General features: G+C 51.9%; 12 protein-coding genes, 1 pseudogene and 1 riboswitch. Of the genes and pseudogenes, 6 read left to right on the top strand and 7 right to left on the bottom strand.

What is annotated here, in order from left to right; genetic code table 11:
- Positions 1-12: 12 nt before the first annotated feature.
- From E3K36_01855 to E3K36_01845, 3 genes are all read right to left on the bottom strand, one after another.
- The gene (locus tag E3K36_01855; protein MCF6153997.1) at positions 13-1,665 is read right to left on the bottom strand and encodes an alpha-D-glucose phosphate-specific phosphoglucomutase; all 1,653 of its coding nucleotides are present in this window, start codon (positions 1,663-1,665) and stop codon (positions 13-15) included.
- A gap of 233 nt (positions 1,666-1,898) precedes the next feature.
- Positions 1,899-4,424 (bottom strand): glycogen/starch/alpha-glucan phosphorylase, encoded by a 2,526-nt coding sequence (locus E3K36_01850; GenBank protein MCF6153996.1) that lies wholly within the window; start codon positions 4,422-4,424, stop codon positions 1,899-1,901.
- 58 nt (positions 4,425-4,482) lie between these two features.
- Positions 4,483-5,082, bottom strand: a complete 600-nt coding sequence (locus tag E3K36_01845; GenBank protein ID MCF6153995.1) for a histidine phosphatase family protein — start codon at positions 5,080-5,082, stop codon at positions 4,483-4,485.
- Positions 5,083-5,261: 179 nt separating this feature from the next.
- A riboswitch (cyclic di-GMP riboswitch) is annotated at positions 5,262-5,379 on the bottom strand.
- A gap of 250 nt (positions 5,380-5,629) precedes the next feature.
- On the opposite strand from E3K36_01845, the gene glgX reads away from it, so the two are divergent.
- Positions 5,630-7,705, top strand: coding sequence for a glycogen debranching protein GlgX (gene glgX / locus E3K36_01840; GenBank protein ID MCF6153994.1), 2,076 nt, complete (start codon positions 5,630-5,632; stop codon positions 7,703-7,705).
- A 100-nt stretch (positions 7,706-7,805) separates the two neighbouring features.
- Here glgX and E3K36_01835 read toward each other — a convergent pair whose 3' ends face one another.
- The 4 genes and pseudogenes from E3K36_01835 to E3K36_01820 form a co-directional block, all read right to left on the bottom strand.
- Positions 7,806-10,100: an acetate/propionate family kinase gene (locus tag E3K36_01835; protein MCF6153993.1), complete on the bottom strand. Its 2,295-nt coding sequence runs from the start codon at positions 10,098-10,100 to the stop codon at positions 7,806-7,808.
- Positions 10,101-10,499: 399 nt separating this feature from the next.
- A complete protein-coding gene (locus tag E3K36_01830) occupies positions 10,500-11,222 on the bottom strand; it encodes an LOG family protein (protein MCF6153992.1) in 723 nt (240 codons plus the stop codon).
- A 263-nt stretch (positions 11,223-11,485) separates the two neighbouring features.
- Positions 11,486-14,776 carry a bifunctional transaldolase/phosoglucose isomerase gene (locus tag E3K36_01825; GenBank protein ID MCF6153991.1) on the bottom strand — a complete coding sequence of 1,097 codons (3,291 nt, stop codon included), beginning with the start codon at positions 14,774-14,776 and terminating at the stop codon, positions 11,486-11,488.
- A gap of 91 nt (positions 14,777-14,867) precedes the next feature.
- Positions 14,868-15,285 (bottom strand): annotated as a pseudogene (locus E3K36_01820) (hypothetical protein).
- 369 nt (positions 15,286-15,654) lie between these two features.
- Here E3K36_01820 and E3K36_01815 point away from each other — a divergent pair.
- From E3K36_01815 to E3K36_01795, 5 genes are all read left to right on the top strand, one after another.
- The gene (locus E3K36_01815) at positions 15,655-16,410 is read left to right on the top strand and encodes a MarC family protein (protein ID MCF6153990.1); all 756 of its coding nucleotides are present in this window, start codon (positions 15,655-15,657) and stop codon (positions 16,408-16,410) included.
- 70 nt (positions 16,411-16,480) lie between these two features.
- Entirely contained in the window at positions 16,481-16,837 is a 357-nt protein-coding gene (locus E3K36_01810) for an STAS/SEC14 domain-containing protein (protein ID MCF6153989.1), read from the top strand.
- 283 nt (positions 16,838-17,120) lie between these two features.
- Positions 17,121-17,612 carry a hypothetical protein gene (locus E3K36_01805; GenBank protein ID MCF6153988.1) on the top strand — a complete coding sequence of 164 codons (492 nt, stop codon included), beginning with the start codon at positions 17,121-17,123 and terminating at the stop codon, positions 17,610-17,612.
- Between the two features lie 24 nt (positions 17,613-17,636).
- Positions 17,637-18,194: a twin-arginine translocation pathway signal protein gene (locus E3K36_01800; GenBank protein MCF6153987.1), complete on the top strand. Its 558-nt coding sequence runs from the start codon at positions 17,637-17,639 to the stop codon at positions 18,192-18,194.
- Between the two features lie 264 nt (positions 18,195-18,458).
- Positions 18,459-19,553, top strand: a complete 1,095-nt coding sequence (locus E3K36_01795; protein ID MCF6153986.1) for a hypothetical protein — start codon at positions 18,459-18,461, stop codon at positions 19,551-19,553.
- The last annotated feature ends 352 nt before the right edge of the window (positions 19,554-19,905 follow it).

The raw sequence follows: 19,905 nt of genomic DNA, 5'->3' as shown, positions 1-19,905 counted from the left end.
GCTTTTAATATTCTATTTCGACGAGACTCCCAACGCATCGTTCACAATCTGTTGAGCCTCATCTACAATGATGTCCAGATGCATTTGATCCTTAAAGCTCTCTGCGTAAATTTTATAAATGTTCTCGGTACCGGATGGCCGTGCCGCGAACCAGCCGCTGGCGGCAACGACCTTTAAGCCGCCGATCGGTGCTCCGTTGCCGGGTGCAGATGTCAATTTTGCGGTAATTGGCTCACCGGCCAGTTTCGACTCTTTTACGTTGGCTGGCGACAGTCTCTGCAGTTTTTCTTTTTGCTCAGGCGTAGCGGGCGCATCGATGCGTGTGTAGTAGGGTGTGCCAAACTCAGCAGTAAGCTCGCTGTAATGCTCGCCCGGGTCCTTGTCAGTGCGGGCGGTGATCTCGGCCGCAAGAAGAGCCATAATCGGCCCATCCTTATCGGTCGTCCATACCGTGCCGTCCCGTCGCAAAAAGCTTGCGCCGGCGCTTTCTTCGCCGCCAAAGCAGTATGAGCCATCGAACAGTCCCGGTGTAAACCACTTGAATCCCACTGGCACTTCGGACAGCCTGCGGCCCAGCTTTTGCACCACCCGGTCTATCATACTGCTGCTCACCAGCGTCTTTCCAACCACAGCGTGCGCAGGCCAGCTGGGGCGATGTGTGAGCAGATAGCGGATGGCCACGGCTAAGTAATGGTTGGGATTCATCAAACCAGCCGATGGCGTAACGACTCCATGGCGATCTGCATCCGGGTCGTTGGCAAAGGCAAGTCGGTATTTATCCTTGAGGCTGACAAGACGCGTCATCGCGTAGGCACTTGAGCAGTCCATACGTATCCTGCCGTCGTGATCGACTGTCATAAACGAGAAAGTCGGATCGACATTCTGATTTACCACGGTGATGTTCAATTGATAGATGGAATTGATCCGTTCCCAGTAGGGTCCCGATGCTCCGCCGAGCGGGTCAACGCCCAACTTGAGGCCGGCCGTGCGGATGGCGTCCATATCAATGACGCTCTGCAGGTCATTGACATAGGGCAGGATTAGATCTTCCTGATGGGTACTCCTGGCTTTGATTGCTGAAGTGAACGGCACGCGTTTTACATCAACGTTATTCTTTCGGAGTAGATCATTGGCTCGATTTTGTATCCACTTGGTCACATCCGTATCAGCCGGGCCGCCATTGGCCGGGTTGTACTTAAACCCTCCATCCTCAGGCGGATTATGTGACGGTGTGACAACGATACCGTCAGCCAGATGCTCCTTGCGCCTGAGATTGTAAACGAGGATAGCCCATGAAATAACCGGCGTTGGCGTGACACCGTCATTTTGCTGGATGACAACCTCCACATTGTTGGCCGCCAACACTTCCAGCGCTGTTCGCTGTGCCGGCCCGGATACGGCGTGTGTATCCTTGCCCATGTAAAGCAGCCCATCGGTACCTTTACTGTGCCGATAGTCACAGATAGCTTGCGTAATAGCCAGAATATGTGACTCGGTGAAAGTGCCGTTCAGTGGCGACCCTCGATGTCCGCTGGTGCCAAAACTGACCAGTTGACTGTGGTCCTGCATATCAGGGCGACGCTTATAATACTCCTCTATGAGCTGCGCCACATCAACCAGCATCTCCTTCGGCGCCAGCTTGCCTGCAAGTGGAGAAGTCGACATAATCATAATATTGGTACGAAAATAGGATTACTGAGTAAAATCTTCCTTTTTAAGTAATTTTTTTACAACCACCTTTACTCCCTTTTCGTTCGACTGAGTGCTCACGACGAAGTTTAAGGGGAACTCCGAAATCCCCCTTAGTAAAGGGGGACTTAGGGGGTTGTTACTTTAACCATGTGTTTTGGTTGCGGCAAAACCGTGCCAGGTTATTCCATCCTTATCCTGTCTTTGATCTATAGTACCGGACACAGCACCGGACACGGCTTCACCTGCCAGATATCACTGGCATAGTCAGCAATCGTGCGGTCACTGGAAAATTTTCCTGAACCAGCCACATTCAGAATGGCCTTGCGCGCCCATCCATGACGGTCGGCATACAAATCACACAGCCGCTGATCCGCCTCAAGATAGGACCTGAGGTCCGCCAAATGCATATAATAGTCACCCCGGGTCAAAAGGGTATCGCGCAGCGGCGCAAAAACGCCCGGCTCATATCGGCTGAAATGGTCAGAAAAAATCAAATCCAAAGCAGCTCGTGTTTCTGCATCGTTATCATAGTGCCAGTGTGGATTGTACCAGCCGCGGCTGTCAGCTACCTGCTGAGCAGTCAGACCAAACAGGAAAAAGTTTTCCTCGCCCGCCTCCTCTGCCATTTCAATAGTCGCGCCGTCGCGAGTACCGATTGTCAGCGCACCGTTCATCATAAACTTCATGTTGCTCGTGCCGCTGGCTTCATAGCCTGCCGTTGAGATTTGGTTAGAAACATCACTGGCAGGTATGAGTCGCTCCGCAAGTGAAACGCAATATTCCGGCAGGAACAGGACTTTAAGTCGTCCGCGCATCGCAGGGTCGCCATCGATGGTACTGGCAAGGTTGTTAATGAACTTGATAATGACCTTTGCCAGGCGGTAGGCAGGCGCCGCTTTGCCAGCGAAGAAAAACGTTCGCGGTTCCATGTCCAATCCAGGATTTGCGCGCAGCCTGTTGTAAAGTACCACGATGCGCAGCGCATTGAGCAATTGCCGTTTGTATTCGTGGATACGCTTGACCTGGCAATCAAAGATGCTGTCCGGATCCACCGTCTGACCGCTGGTCGATTTGAGCCAGTCGGCAAACTGCGCCTTGGCCGCACGTTTGGCCTTGAGGAAGGCATCGCAAAAACCCTTGTCATCGGCAAGCGGTCTTAGTTTGACCAGTTGATCAAGGTTAGTGATCCAGCCATTGCCGATAGCCCTGGTAATCGTATTGGCCAGTATCGGATTAGCCAGCAGTAGCCACCGCCGCGGCGTAACGCCGTTCGTTTTGTTATTGAAACGCTCTGGAAACATTTCGGCAAAATCCTTAACCGTCATCGTGCGCAAGAGCCTGGAGTGAATCGCGGCCACACCGTTGGTGCTATGCGAGCCGACTATGGCCAGATTGGCCATGCGAATTTTGCGCACGCTGCCTTCCTCAACAATACTCATACGGGCAATACGTTCCTCATCGCCGGCAAATTGAGCACGAACGTTATCGAGCAGGCGGCGATTTATTTCAAGAATGATTTCCAGCAGGCGAGGAAACAACATTTCAAACCACACAAGCGGCCATTTTTCAAGGGCTTCCGGCAACAGCGTGTGGTTCGTATACGCCAGGGTCTTTTGGGTGATATTCCACGCCTGGTCCCATCCGAGATGCACCTCATCAAGCAGAATCCGCATCAGTTCAGGTACCGCCATCGAGGGATGCGTATCGTTAAGCTGTATGGCAACTTTCTCGGGAAGCGTATTCCAATCGGCATTGCTGCGCTGGAATCGACGCACAAGATCAGCCAGCGAGCAGGCAACAAGAAAATACTCCTGTATAAAACGCAACCCCTGTCCCATACTGGTGGTGTCGTCGGGATAAAGTACCCGTGTGAGCGATTCGGCCGTCAGCGTCTCAGCCAGGGCGCCGACAAAGTCGCCGCTGCTAAATCGCTGAAAATCAAAATAATCCGGGGCAGCAGCAGCCCAGAGCCGTAGCGTATTGATCGTCTTGCCGCCATATCCTACTACGGGGCGGTCAAACGGGATACCGAGCAGCCTGGAAGGCTGACCGGCAATCGCACGCAGCGAACCGCCACGTATCTCAAACGAGCAGTTCAGCCTGACCTCAACCATATCCTGCGGCCGGGCGACTTCCCATGGGTCGGGCCGGCGAAGCCAGTTGTCCGGCTGTTCGTACTGCCAGCCATCCCTGATGGACTGCTTGAAAATGCCGTACTCATAACGAAGGCCGTAGCCCATGGCCGGCAACTGCATCGTGGCCATAGAATCGAGGAAACACGCCGCCAGGCGTCCAAGACCTCCATTCCCCAGTCCTGCATCAGGTTCCTGTTCGAGTAAGCCGGGCAAATCAATATGCTTCTGCTCGACGGCTTGTTTGGCAAGATTATCGAGCAGGAGATTCGTAACATTGTTGGCCAGAGAACGGCCAATGAGAAATTCCATGGAAAGATAATAGATGCGCTTCGGATTCACACGATGATACGTATCCTCCGTGCGTATCCATCGTTGCGAAAGAATATCACGCACCGAACGGGCAAAGGCTTCAAATTGTTCCCGTGCGCCGGAAGTCTTCAGGTCTATAATGTTATCAAAGATAAGGTGCCGCTCATAGAACGCATTGTCAGTACCTGAAAATTGAACCGGCCCGCACCCATATTGTTTGAGGAGTTCCGATTTGGCAATCTGCCCCGCCGACACCTTTGTGGACGCTGCCGTACTTTTTGTACTCATCTCAATATCCTTTCTGAAGTTACCTTTTTTTACCACTGGACACCCGCAACCGGATATATTACGTACCGACGTGATGATCATCATTCCACAGCCGTACCACCGGATGTGAAAGATCATGTTTATAACCCAGTGCGCTCAGGCTCGCGGTGCTTAGCAGGAAATACGCACAGGAAACCGATGGCTCAAGTCCGAGCCATCGGACCGTAAGGACTCTGATAAAATGCCCGCTCGAAAAAACCAGCACATTCCCATTAACCTTGCGCACTCTGCCTATTACCCGATCGGCCCGCGCTGTAACCTGACCTGGTGATTCTCCTCCGGGACAGCCGTCACGGAAGAGCTGCCAATCCGGGTGTTGGGCATGTATCTCGCTGGAGAGGTGACCTTCATATTCGCCATAGTTCCATTCGACAAGGTCCTGATCAACCTCAGCCACAGCCCCAAATCCGGCCAGTTCACATGTCCGCACAGCCCGCTGCAGCGGACTGGTAAACACCCTGGCAAAAGTTATACCTTTCAGACGTTCCCCAAGCCGGCGCGCATTTCGCTCGCCGCGCTCAGTCAGCGGCAAATCAGTAAGACCCGTATACTGCCCTGTCAGGCTCCAAGCCGTTTCACCATGTCTGGCGAGATAAACGATAGGAAGCTCTTCACTCATGATTTCATTCTCCTTTATCTCAAAACGGCTCCACGACTCTGAAAAGACAAAATCCCTGTCTGCCTGATAGGTAGGTGAAGCACGAATTCGTAAGTCAACTTAACCCTGACAGGGTTTAAAACCCTGTCAGGGTTAATAAACAAAAAAGCCTTACTGCAAAGATATTTACTTTAAATATCTTCGGCAGTAAGGCTGTCTTTTGGAAAAAAGCGCTTAAGCCGTTGGAACAGTTTCAACGGCTTAGCAAGACCCTTTACTTTGCGCGCCCTGATTGCTCAGGGTCTGCCTTTATCGGGATATTTTGAATTTTGTGTGTCTATTTAGGCAATTTCGATTAATAATATTAGTAACATTAATAAATAATTTTTGTCAAGCAAAAAATAACAGTACATAAGAATATATTCTCGCAGAAATAATGTGTCAAAGAGGGTTTGCAATCACTATTGAAAATTGTATAATAAAAAAATGTCACTATAAGGCTTTTCCTTATACTTTCGAAGGAAATATGGTACCTAAGAGCCATGGCATACCGGAGAAAGGAGAACACATGACTCATGTTGACACAAAGGGTCGAAGCTCGCCACTCGGCGCAACCGTTTACGAAGACGGCGTTAACTTCAGCGTTTTTTCCCGTAACGCCACAGGTGTAGATCTGTTGTTCTTTGACCACGAGGACAACGACATGCCGGCACGCATTATTCAAATTGATCCCTGGGCCGGGCGAACCTATCATTACTGGCATGTCTTTGTACCAGGCGTACGGGACGGACAACTTTACGGTTATCGGGTACGCGGACCGTATGAACCCGACAAGGGGATGAGATTCGATCCATCCAAAGTTCTTCTCGATCCCTATGGCCGCGGTGTAGTTGTTCCCAGGAATTACAGTCGTAGCGCTGCCAGCCGAGAGGGCAATAACGCCGCTGTGGCGATGAAAAGCTTAGTGGTCGATACTCGTAAGTATAATTGGGAAGGCGACACGCCGATTAAAAGGCCGTCATCGCGCACGATTATTTATGAGATGCACGTACGAGGTTTTACCCGACACCCCAGTTCAGGCGTCTCCGAAAAGGCACGCGGCACTTACGCCGGGTTGATTGAGAAGATTCCGTATCTTCAGGAGCTCGGTGTTACCGCGGTCGAATTGCTGCCGGTTTTCCAGTTCGATGCACAGGATTGCCCGCCGGGACTTGTCAACTACTGGGGCTATGCACCGATATCTTTCTTTGCCCCGCATCAGGCATACAGTTCGCGGCAGGATCCGCTCGGCCCCGTGGACGAATTTCGCGATATGGTCAAGGCGCTGCACCGGGCAGACATTGAGGTCATTCTCGATGTCGTGTTCAATCATACCGCCGAAGGCGACCAGTCCGGGCCAACGCTGAGTTTCCGTGGATTGGACAACAGCATATACTACATCCTCGAACAAGATTGTTCTCGTTACGCCAATTACAGCGGCACGGGAAACACACTCAACGCCAACCATCCTATCGTGCGCCGCATGATTATGGATAGTCTCCGCTATTGGGTCGAAGAGATGCACGTAGACGGCTTCCGCTTTGACCTCGCATCGATCCTCGCACGCGACATATCAGGACACCTGATGCCAAACCCGCCGGTGCTCTGGGATATTGAGTCGGATCCGGTTCTTGCAGGCACAAAGATCATCGCCGAGGCATGGGATGCTGCCGGCCTGTATCAGGTGGGCACTTTTGTTGGAGATAGCTGGAAAGAGTGGAATGGACGATTTCGCGATGATGTTCGCAGCTTCTTTCTCGGCCAGGATGGTTCCATAAAGCACTTTGCCGACCGGCTGATGGGGAGTCCACAAATATATGGTCATGAGAACCGCGAGGCGGAACAAAGTGTCAACTTTGTGACCTGTCACGATGGTTTTACGCTCAATGACCTCGTTTCCTATAACAACAAACACAACGAAGCCAACGGGGAAGACAATCGTGACGGCACGAATGACAATCTGAGCTGGAACTGTGGCGTCGAGGGACCGGCGGATGATCCGGCGGTGGAAAAACTGCGAAACCGCCAGATAAAAAACTTTTTGACTGTCACGATGCTGTCGCTTGGTGTACCCATGATTCTGATGGGCGACGAAGTACGGCGTACCCAGAATGGCAATAATAACGCCTATTGCTTAGACAACGAGATCAGTTGGTTCGACTGGACTCTGATCACAAAGCATGCCGGTCTGCACCGGTTTGTGAAATTGCTTAGTGCACGGAGGAGACTGAGGGAGGTGGAGCACGAATACCGGCGCGTAACCCTGAACCAGTTGCTTCGTGACGCCAATAAATTATGGCACGGGACAAAACTTGGTCAGCCGGACTGGGGGCATCATTCGCACAGCATAGCATTCACTGCGGAGATAAAAACACAAAGGATGCTCCTCCACATGATCTTGAATGCATACTGGGAGCCGCTCGACTTTGAACTGCCGCCGGCAGAGAACGGGGGAAAATACCCCTGGCATCGATGGATCGACACTGCCCTCGATTCCCCAAATGATATCTCCGAATGGCAAACATCACCGCTGATTCCAGATCATCCCTATCGGGCCGCACCGCACTCTGTGGTCGTACTATGGAGAAATACATCTAACGACTAACTTGAGGTTTAGGATATTCCTAAAACGATTAACCCTGTCAGGGTTTTAAACCCTGACAGGGATGTCTCACGGATTTGCGCTTTCATGACGTATCCTTTCTTCATTGGCTCTGAATTTCCGCGATGAATCCCTGCGCTCCGGTCTGGATGTTGGTGGCGTTGGCTTCGTCGGTGTCAATGTGCATCGCAAGCCGGTAACCCGGCGAAACCCGAACCAACACGTCGCCGAACTCCAACTCACGGTCGCCGGCCATGCGCACGCACACGACCGACTTGTCGCGTACGCCATAGCGGAGCGCATCATCGGGTGTCATGTGTATATGTCGCCAGGCGCAGATGACGCCTCGCTCCAGTTTCACACTGCCGGCCGTGCCTTCAAGCGTGCAGCCAGGCGTGTCCTTGATGTCGCCGCTCTCGCGAATCGGTGGATGCACGCCGAGTTTGAATTGTTCGGTCATCGCGATTTCGACCTGCGTAAACTTGCGAACGGGGCCGAATACGCGGACCCGTTCGATGCGGCCTTTTGGCCCGACGAGGGTGACATGCTCTTTGCAGGCGAACTGACCGGGCTGCGAAAGGTCTGTGTGCGGTGTGAGCTGATGTCCCTTGCCGAACAACGCCTCGACGTGTTCCTGGGTAAGGTGAATGTGATGGGCTAGCACCTCGATCATGATTGGTTCTTGCCGCCTCGCTTTGAGCACGCCCGTGACGTGTGACCGGCTTAACGCCCGCAACGCCTCGCGTGCCATCATCCGTTCTTCGTCGGTCGGTACGACCAGCACCGTCACCTTCGAGTCGTCCGTTGAGATGCGGCATACTTCATCGAACCCGCGTGCGTCGCGGTTGAGTTGTTCATCGAGACGGATGCCCATGCAATCCAACCCCTGCAAGGCAAGCGCACGCACCATGGCACTGCCTTGTCCGACGCCTCCGGTAAAAACTACGGCATCCAATCCGCCCATGGCGGCGACGTATGCACCAATATATTTGCGGACGCGATAGCAGTAAGTCTTCAGCGCCACCAACGCGCGCGGTTCGCCTGCCTCGGATGCCTTGAGGATTTCACGCATGTCGCTGGAAATGCCGGACAGACCGAGCAGGCCGCTCTTTTTGTTGATCAGTTCATCAATCTGCTGGACGGTCAGGCCCGCTGTCCGTTCGAGAAAGGTGATCACACCCGCATCCACATCCCCGCAGCGCGTCCCCATAATCAGCCCCTCAACTGGCGTAAACCCCATCGTGGTATCCACCGAGCGTCCATGGTCCACGGCACACAATGAAGAACCATTGCCGAGATGACAGCTTACGATTTCGAGTTCGTTTGGTCTCCGCCCCATGAACTGCGCCGCACGGAGGCAGACGTACGAGTGCGACATGCCATGAAAACCGTACCGGCGCACGCCCTGCTTCTCGTAGTACTCGTACGGCAGTCCGTACAGATACGCATATGACGGCAACGTATGATGAAATGCGGTGTCGAACACCGCTACGTGCGGCACAGCCGGCAACAGTCGGCGCATCTCTCGGATGCCGGCGATATTGACAGGATTGTGCAACGGTGCGAGCGGACTCAGCGCATCGAGCCGCGCAAGCACGTCGTCCGTGATAAGCGTCGCTTCAGTGAAGCGCTCTCCGCCATGCACCACACGATGCGCGACAACGCTAACTTCAGGTTCGTCCCGCAATGCCTCCACCATCGCCGCCATTGCCTCGGCAAATCCGGATCTGGGCAACCCGCGCGTTACTTCACCCTTTGAACCGCGATGAACATGGCGCGTGCCGTCCAGCCCGATTCGCTCGACCTGGCCACGCACGTGCCGGGCGTCTTCGGTGTCGTAGTAAGTGTATTTCAGCGACGACGAACCGCAGTTAATTACGAGAATGTGTTCCGGCCGTTCTCCCCTGAGCTTGAAACCGTAGGGATCGTCGCCTTGCCGAAGCGCCGCGGCGGCTTTCGCCGGGTCGGCCATCAGCGTCTTGAACCGTTCGGAAATTGTCCGTGAAATGTGCTGCACGGCCTGCGGTTCGGCAACGATGATCGATTGAAACACCGAGACCGGGATGAACAGCACCTCGCACCGCGTCTCGGCGATGAGTTCGGCCAGCGTCTTCTCGCCCGTCATCAACGCCAGTTCTCCAAATGTGCTGCCCGCTTCGAGCCGTCCTAACTCCAGCCGCGTGCCACCGTCGGCAATTACCGATGCCGTTACCGTACCGGCCAAAATCACGCCGAAGTGAGTAGCCTCCGCGCCGTAATGCACGATGGCCTCGTTCGGCTCGAATGACACGACACGCGAGCTGTTCACGAGTTTGTCCAACAGTTCCTCCGTAAATCCGGCAAACAACGGGATGTCGGATTTCAGGCGCCGGATTATTTCTGGTTTGGCTTTGATCATGACTATGCCTGCTTGTCTGTTTCGGTAATCGCGGCAATCTTGCCGAGTTCGAGAACTTGATCGGACGTGGTTTTCACAAACACATGGATCAAACGCGCGACCAATCCGTCCTGATGATAGGATATTGACTTTTCACTTTAAGGTTACTGTTCATTAAAACCAAAAAACGAAAAAGATTGCAAGTTATAATACAGGAGATTCCGAAACAAGTTCGGAATGACAAAACGCAAAATGTCATGCTGAATTTATTTCAGCATCTCCTATCAAAAAATACTCTTCCTACTCGTTCTGACTAAGGAAATAAAGAAGGGTTTCATTGGCGCCGAAAAAAATGAAGGCATCGGCGGGAGCAGCGTTTGCCACAAGGTTATCCTTCGCAGGTTAGGCGTAGATTTCTTATCACCCATGGTGTCCAGACAGCCAAATCTGACGATGCTCCCGGATGAGTGCAATCGCTTCATCGGCATTTGCCACGCAGTGCGGTATCGTTATGTCCCCGGCGTTAGCCAAAGGTGGGTCGACAGAGAGCATGGAGCTGCGTGCCCACCCGATAAGTCCCGGCCACATTTTTCCCACGAGAATCAGGGGCGTGTTCTCAAGGTGACGTACCTGCAGCAACTGCCAAATCATCATCGTTTCCAGTACCGTACCGATTCCTCCGGGCGCAACGATGAAAGCGTCGGAGGCAAGCACGAACTGGTGCAGGCGCGTAAAAAAGGTCCGATGCTCGAACGCCTGGGTAACAAACGCATTGACCTCCTGTTCAAAGGGTAAATCAACCCGGATTCCAACGGACCGGGCACGTTCCGGAGAGGTAGCAGCTCCTTCGTTAGCGGCCTGCATCAACCCTGGGCCGCCGCCGGTGATGATATCGCAGCCCATCTCGGCCAGAGCGGCGGCCGCCCGCTTGGTCTCTTCGTAACCGAACGTTCCCGCCTTCGCCCGCGCTGAGCCGAAGATGGTCACGCGGTAACAGTCGCGCCGGGACGGCCTGAGCCGTGTAAGATTGTTGACCACGTCCCAAAGGCCGAGGACTGAGTTCACGATAACTTGCTTCACTCCTTCCTCGTCGGCCAGACTGACTACATCCGGTTTTTGCATCATCGAATCATTCGTGTTCATCGTTCTGCTCCTTAAATAAAGCCGAGCTGAGCACACCCTGGGTGTGTTCGGCAACTATTACCTCCTCGTTACGATAAAAGTAGCAAATAAGTATATTATGTACGTGTCATTGCGAGCGACAGCGAAGCAATCTTAAGTCTTTCGGGAACAGGAGATTGCTTCGTCGCTCCACTCCGCGCAATGACAATTTTTGCGTATAAATTTACTGAAACGCTATACTTGTTGGTATTGCCCCCGGTCTTTCCTTCGCCGCCTCTTCCGCGCTACAACACGAGCGCCTCAGTAATGGCTTTTTGCAGCGTAGCAAGTCCGGCACCGACATCTTCTTCAAGATGAACGCGTAAGGCGCGGCGGCCCCGCTCCAGCAGGACCTGAAAATCACCTCGGGCCTGGGCCGCCTTGACCACACCAAAGGTGTACTTTTGTCCCGGCACGGGAAGATCGACAGCGTCATTGCATGTGATCTGCAGGAATACGCCCGTGTTTGGCCCGCCCTTGTAAACCTGTCCTGTTGAGTGGAGGAAGCGCGGTCCGAATTGCAGACACGTAGCTACGCGCCTGGTATCGCGAACGCCATGTCGTATTGTCTGTAATACCCGCTCGTGCGCCTCGTTCATCTCTATATAGGCGAGAAGCGCAAAATAGTCACCGGTGCTGAGACGGTTCAGGTGTGCCTTGAGATATCCCGCCAGCGTCGGGTGATCGCTTACCATCTTCGTTAATGCGCCCGCATTTTTCTCATCCGTGAATAGCTGAACCCTCTCTGCGGTGAAAATCGGAATCTCTTTGGGCAACGTCCCGTTTCTTTCATACTCGGCGGTCAGCTTCCGCGTCGAGGTCTTGCTCGCTTCTACATCCGGCTGATTAAACGGGTTAATGCCAAGGATGGAACCGGCCGTTGCTGCTGCGATTTCCCAGCGGAAAAATTCCTCACCCAGATCGTAAGGATCGTTTACCTCAATACGCACGACCGGGTAACTGGCTTGTTCAAGCCATTCCATGGATTTGTCCTGAGCGGTGTCCGGAGCCGAACGTAATCTCAGATAGACAAATATGCGGTCACGAGCATACACCTCAGGCTTGCCGAGCGCTTCGCGATCGATGGGAATCAACCCCTTGCCCTCTTTGCCTGTTGATGCGGCGATCATCTGCTCGATCCAGGCACCAAGACCGTAAATGCCCGGCGAAGTAATGATCGTCACCTTATTGTGACCGAATTGATTCGCAGCTATTCCGAGGATGGTACCGAGCATGACACCAGGGTTTTCTTCAACCGGAACCGATGGCATGCAGGCATAGACCATCTTTTCAGCCCGATCCAAAAACTTCTCAACATCCACACCCATGATAGCTGCGGGGACCAGCCCGAAATCAGAGAGCGCCGAGTAGCGCCCGCCGATATTCGCCCAGCCGAAAAAGACATGCCGAAAGCCATCGATTTCAGCAATCTGCTGGATCTTTGTACCGGGATCGGTGATGGCGATGAAACGACTGCCGGCCTCTTTCAGGCCAACGATCTGCGCGACACGGTCAAAGAAATACTGTTTTAAAATGTTGGGCTCAAGCGTCGAGCCCGATTTGCTCGATACGATGAAGAGCGTGTGTTTCAGATCGACTTTGTTCTCAAAAGCCTTCACCTGGGCCGGCTCAGTGGAATCGAGAACATAAAGTTCCGGAAAACCGCGGATCGTGCCAAAGGTCATCTTTATCACTTCGGGAGTGAGACTCGCCCCTCCCATACCCAGCAACAGGACATGCGAGAAACCCGCGCTCTTTGCCATTTCGGTAATATGGGTTAAACGCTGGATATGGGCCAACTGATCGTTTGCAATGCCGAGCCAGCCAAGCCATTGCGCCTCATCCTTGCCGGTCCACAGCGACGCATCCCGGCCCCACAGCCTTCTGACCTTGCCCTGCGCACGCCACTCTGCCAATGAATCTTGCACCGCACCGGTCAGGGGCTCGGGTAGATGGTAAGTCGGCAAGTTGATTATTCCAGCCCCCGCTTCCTTGCTTTGCTTCTCCACTGCCTTCAGCAGCTTTCCGAAGGCGCCGGAGAAAAGCCGTACGCCCTCGTCAAGCAATGTATCGGTCACGTCTTTCATTGAAATCCCGGCTTCGGCGAGCGCGGTCATGGTGTCGTAAGAGGACTCGATATCTTCCATGAGGCTTGAGCGTGGCCGCCCGTGGTCACGAAACGCCTCGAAGGTCGTGGGAGGAATCGCATTAACGGTATCGGGCCCAATGAGTTCCTCTATGTAGACAACGTCGCGGTAGCGGGGATTCTTCGTACCCGTGCTGGCCCATAGCAAGCGTTGCGTTTGAGCACCCTGTCCTGCCAGTGTCTGCCATCGCTGTCCGCTGAAGAGTTCCTGATAACGCAGGTAGGTGAGCTTGGCGCTGGCGATCGCCACCTTACCAGTAAGGCCGCGCAGAAGTTTTTCCTCTCTCGCATTTGTTGTTCCCTGCAACCGTACCGTAATAAGCCCGTCGATCGCGCTATCGATTCTGCTGATAAAGAAACTGGCAACGCTGGCCACCCGCTTCAGGTCGCCGCCGCTGGCGGCAAATTTCTCCAACCCCGCAATATATGCTTCCGCCACCTGCTCGTAAATATCGTGTGCGAAGAGCAACGTTACATTGACATTGATGCCTTCGCTGATGAGTTGATGGATGGCAGGAATGCCAGGGGGCGTAGCCGGAATTTTGATCATCAGATTATCGCGCCTCACCGCTTGCCATAACCGCCGGGCTTCTTCCATCGTACCCGCTGTGTCATGTGCGAGCAACGGCGAGACTTCGAGACTAACGTATCCGTCACGCATTACCGTCTCCTCGTACACGGGGCGCAGCGCATCGGCAGCGTCCTGAATATCGCGGACTGCGATTTTTTCATAGAGCGTCTTCGCATCCGTCGTCCGCGCCTCCGGCGCCTCAAGAATCTCCTTGTAATCGGAACTCCCGGCGATGGCCTTTTCGAAAGTCGCTGGATTAGAAATCACGCCCCGCAGGCCATCTTCGTCAATCAGTCGGCGCAGCTCACCACTGGTGATTAAACTGCGGCGTATGTAATCGAGCCAAACCGACTGGCCGAAGACCTGCAACGCGCGCAGCCGGTTCTCCAGTGCCGTCATCTTGGCGAGCCGCCGCAGATGACGTCCCTCACCGGTGAAGCTTGCGTTTAAGAACGCGCGAATCAGCTCGCGGGCGAGTTCAATGCCGACGACACGACCTCCGAGCACCAGCACGTTCATGCCATCATGCTCCACGCCCTGGTGTGCCGAGTAGGTGTCATGGCAGAGGCCGGCGCGAATACCGGGAATCCTGTTCGCGGCCATCGATGCTCCGACGCCGCTGCCGCAGAGGAGGATGCCGCGTTCGGCCCGGTGTTCGCGCAGGGCTGTGCCGATAGCTTCAGCATAGTCCGGATAGTCCACGGGATCTTTGCTGTAGGTACCCACATCAAGGACATCGCGGTTCTCCTCGACCAAAAAGGCTTTCACCGCCTCCTTCAGCTCGAATCCGGCATGATCTGAACCTATCACGATGCGCATTGATTACCTCGCTTTAGCGATCTGCTCCCTGGCTGCCACTATGATATTTTCTGGAATAAATCCGAACTTCTTCTGCAATTCTTTCAGCGGCGCCGATGCCCGCCTGGAAATGCTCACACACCCCTTTGGGGACGAGGAACTCAGCATCTTCCGGCCAGCCGTAATGGCGTTTGGCCAGCTTAATTTCTTCCTTGCCCAACGGTTCCCCATGCGCCGCGCTCGTATCCTGTTTGTTCGGCGCGCCGTAAGCGCTTAATATCCTCCAGCGTTACGGATAAATGTCCGAGCGTTTCATAGTCGGGATTGACCGCTTTCACGCTGGTCAAGTGCAGCATGGCATAGAGCAGCATAGAAGCATGTCCTGCCGACAACGCGAAACGGTCACGGTTGGGCCAGATTGGATGGCCGGGATCGAAGCGTAAAAAACGTTGCCACAGACAATAGACCACCGGAGCCAGCGCCATCGGTGTTCCCGGGTGGCCGGAGTTTGCCTGTTGCACGGCATCCATCGACAGAGTGCGGATGGTGTTCACGCACAACTCGTCCATTGTGTTATTCATCGTTTCGATATCCTCTCGTCATTTTTCTGACTCCTGGATGCTCGCTCACGCGCCATGTGCTGCCCGGAATTGGGGTTAGAGCGCAGGGCCAATTACACGCCGGGTGGATGATAGGAAATTGCTTTTTTATTTTGAGGTTGTAATGTATAAAAGCAAAAAATGAAGAAGATTGCAAGTTTTTTTGATTTTTTCAGTAAAAAATGATAAAAAATGGTAATATCATTTTTCGGATTAAAACAAAATGGAAATAATCGCACATAATTGGTTCAGAATGCAAGACGATCGGCTTGCTCTGAATAACAAAGAGAGATATTCTCTATGAAAAGAATTGGGTTCTTTCTGGCTGCAGTTAGTATCCTTTTTCTCAGCTTGATGCTTCCATCAATTGCGCAAACAACCTCCGTCAATCAGTCCCAGGCAACAGTTTTAGGTGATCAACAGACGCCTTATCTCCTGAGTTTTGCGGGGATATTTACCTTTTTCTTCCTTATGCTGGGTCCTATCAAGATTTTGGTTCCGTTTGTAAAGATGACGAAAGATACTGATACAAGGTTTCGGCGTAAACTTGCGCTCATGTCTGCCCTCATCTCTACCATTGGCTGTCTTGTAGCAGCTTTTATGGGTCAAAGGGCTATGAAATCCTATCATATTTCACTTTCCGCCCTGATGCTTGCGGGGGGAATAATTCTTTTCCTGGTAGCTTTACGAATGGTCATGCAGGTGTATTCGTACACCCCCGGGAATGAAACACCACCACCCACCCCAACGCTCGCTATGGCAGCTTTTCCACTCTCTTTTCCTATGATTGTCACCCCATACGGAATTGCAATTCTTATCATACTCATGGCGGCAGCACAGGAAGCCGAACGGCAGATCGGGATTATTTGTATACTGTTCGTGATAATGATGTTGAATCTCCTAACGATGCTGTTTGCTCATACAATATTAAAGTTTATTGGCGTTATAACCCTGCTAATCCTTGGCAGCGTGCTCGGGGTGCTGCAGGTTGCGCTTGGGATAGAGATAATTCTTCAAGCCTTAATAAAGATGGGGGTACTCTCAAAAGTTTTATGAATCGGAGGGGAGATGAAAAGTAGCTGCCGAAGGCGGCCTAATCCTAATGTAAAGGAGTAAGGTGGTATCTATGTCATTTGAAGTTATCAGTTCATCAGGTAATCTTATAAGCATCAAGATATCGGGTGAATTAAAAAAGGCAGAATTGGATCGGATGCAAGCATCTGCTACAGAATTTATTAAGAGAGAAGGAAAGATAAGGATACTGGTGTTCCTTGAGGATTTCCTCGGATGGGAGCGAGGCGCTGATTGGGAAGATGTGAATTTCCAATTAGAGCATGACAGAGATATTGAAAAAATCGCCGTTGTTGGAGATGAGAAATGGAGGAACTTGGCTCTGGCGTTTACCGGGAAACCTTTCCGCCCGGTTAAAATAGAGTATTTTACTCCTTCACAACTCGACCAGGCGCGTGCCTGGATTGCATGAGCGAAATTATCCATAGTTCCGCGCTTTAGTTTTATCGAACGAATAAGCGACGAAAACCATCTTTGCTTGCATACTGAAAAAACTTGTATTCTTCAGATATTTTTGTTCTACTGGTAAAACGAAAGGGAAAGAGGCAATTTCCTATTGCCGGGTCAGACACGGGATCAAATAAACTTGCCGCAAAGCCATTAGGTATTGCAGAACAGTGAGGTTACGATACGAAAAATAGTATAGGTGGAACAGGAAACGTTCTATTTAAAGAAATGACAAAGGGAGGAAACCAATGAATACAAAAAGGAAATATAAACTCTTTGGGGTGGGATTCGTGGCGATCATGGTATGGGCTATCACTGCAACCGCGCAGGACAAACCGGCGGACGACATGCAAATAGTCATCGAGAAGGTACGCGCTGACAAAAAGCTCCTTGTTGCAGAGAACATGCAGCTCACGGAGACTGAAGCAAAGGCCTTCTGGCCGGTCTATAATCAATATCAGGATGAACTGTTCCTTCTTCGCGTGCGTACGGTGAAATTGATCAATGACTATAGGGATGCCTATGAAAATATGACCAATGATACTGCCAGGAAGCTGCTTGATGAGTACATGAGGATCGAGGCCCTGGCGCTAAAGCTCCGCAAGGCCTATCTTCCAAAGTTCCGCGAAGTATTGCCAGAGACCAAGGTGATGCGCTACTACCAGATCGAGAACAAGATCCATGCGGCGCTGGTTTATGAAATCGGTGCAAGCATACCACTCATAAAAATGGATAAGTAATCATTCAAAAAGGAGAATATAACCATGAGATACGTTCATCTGACAATTATTCTTTTCATGCTTGCATGTACTGCTGGCATATTCATGTGTGTGAATCCCGCCGGAGCTGCAACCGCGGAAGAAATTGACCGTGATGCCAGGAGCGCCCTTGAGAAACTGTATTTGAAATCTCCTTCAGCGAAAGCGCTGGGGGAAAAGGCGAAGGGCATCCTCGTCTTTCCGCGCATTGTCAAAGGCGGATTTATTGTGGGTGGACAATTCGGTGAAGGCGCTCTCCTCAAGGATGGAAATACTGCCGGATATTATAATACCGTCCAGCTTTCGTATGGTCTGCAAGCCGGTGTACAGAAATACGGATACGCGCTGTTTTTCATGAGCGAATCTGCGATGTCCTGGCTCGACAAGAGTGCCGGCTGGGAGCTTGGCGTTGGTCCGAGCATTGTAGTTGTGGATATTGGCGCAGCCGGGGCGGCGACAACCACAACCTTGCAATCACAGATCTATGCATTTTTTTTCAGTCAGAAGGGATTGATGGCAGGACTCGGCTTGCAGGGCACAAAAATCACAAAAATAGATAAATAATTGTTGCTTCGTGTCCTTTTCAAGTGGGCTTTGTCGTGAGCGCCCATCGCCTTCACTGTGTCCGTCCCCTGAGTTCCCAGCTGTGAGGGGGCTCAGGGGTGAGACTCCACTTGATCCCCTACCGCTTGTTAAAACACCCAAGGAATATCAGCTATTTCAAACAGAAAAATACAGTAATTTGATTAAAGGCACGGTGGATCACAGCGGATTCGATACAGTTTTTGAGATGAACAATTTTCTATTTAACGGGAAAGGGGAATTCCCATGATTCGCACAGGTCGATTCCCCTGTGCATTGTTCCTTATATTGATCACCGGTCTTACTGGTTGCACGGGCATTGGGCCACGGTCCCTGTCCCGGGATCGATTTGATTATACCACAGCCATTTCTGATTCCTGGAAGGACCAGATGCTTCTGAATATGGTGAAGCTACGCTATGCCGATGCCCCTGTTTTTCTTGATGTGAACTCTGTTATCAGTCAGTATGCACTGGATGGCGTAATCAGTTTGAATAGTTCCTGGAGTAGCCCCAAAAGTGGGTTTGGTGGAGGTAATATCTTCGGTATAGGAGGCATTGGAAGATACTTTGACCGTCCCACCATAACATACAGTCCCATGACAGGAGAAAAATTTGCCCAGACCCTGATGAATCCCATTCCACCCCCTTCTCTCCTCAGCCTGGTTCAAAGCGGTTTTCCCATCGATCTTGTTTTCAGGCTCTGTATACACGCCATTAATGGGATACAGAACCGTTTCGGAGGAGGGGCGAGGGCGCGCCCGGCAGATCCAGAGTTCTATCCTTTGCTTGAGAGGATGAGGAGAGTTCAGAATGTCGGAGTTATGGGGATGCGGATAAAAAAAGCAGACAAAGAAGAGGCATTTCTTGAGCTTTTTTTCCGCGAGAAGGCGGATCCCGCGATGGAGGCGGATATCCTTGCTACCCGAGAGGTCCTTGGTCTCGACCCCCACACACATGAATTCAGGGTAATCTATGGCTCTTTTTCCACAAGTGACAAAGAGATCGCTATCCTCACCCGGTCGATTTTAGAAATCATTTCTGATCTGGCTTCTTATATCGAGGTGCCCGATGGGCATGTGGCAGAGAAGCGCGTGAATCCAACGCTGACGGATCAGCCGGTTACCGGCACCCCTCCTGCGCCTCTGATTCGGATACACAGTTCTCAGGAAAGACCTTTGGATGCCTTCATTTCGGTTCCCTACCGGGGTTACTGGTTTTGGATTGATGATAAGGACTTTCCGTCCAAGAGATTATTTTCCTCCCTGTTGTTTGTCTTTACACTCACGGAGACAGCAGGTAAAGAAGGCGCTCCGATTGTGACGATTCCTGTTGGGAATTAAAGAGATGTTAGAATATAAATTTTAAAACAACGTAATTTAATGACATTGCGCTGTGGGCTGTTACTTGTATAGGCATGTCAACGGATTCGTTAACGATGGTCGAAAAAGACATGGGTGGGTTACTTAATAGCATTGATCTGTGGTTAATTTTTGTATGCGCGATCGCTTTTTTCTTCCTGGCGTTTGAGGGTGGCTTTCGATTCGGGCAACTCATTCGGACAAGGGTTCAGACTGTGCCAAATGAAACTGTTCTTTGACAAAAAAGTTTGAAAAAGAAACCCTAGCAGGCACTATTTTTCAAAAGCGAGTTGTTTCAAGCTGAAATAATATGATAAGTGACTATCGATATCAC

It is taken from the genome of Candidatus Brocadia sp. (genome assembly GCA_021646415.1).
Classification (GTDB): Bacteria; Planctomycetota; Brocadiia; order Brocadiales; family Brocadiaceae; genus Brocadia.
The sequence above is the reverse complement of the archived record's forward strand: the minus strand, read 5'-3'. Positions and strand labels throughout refer to the sequence as shown.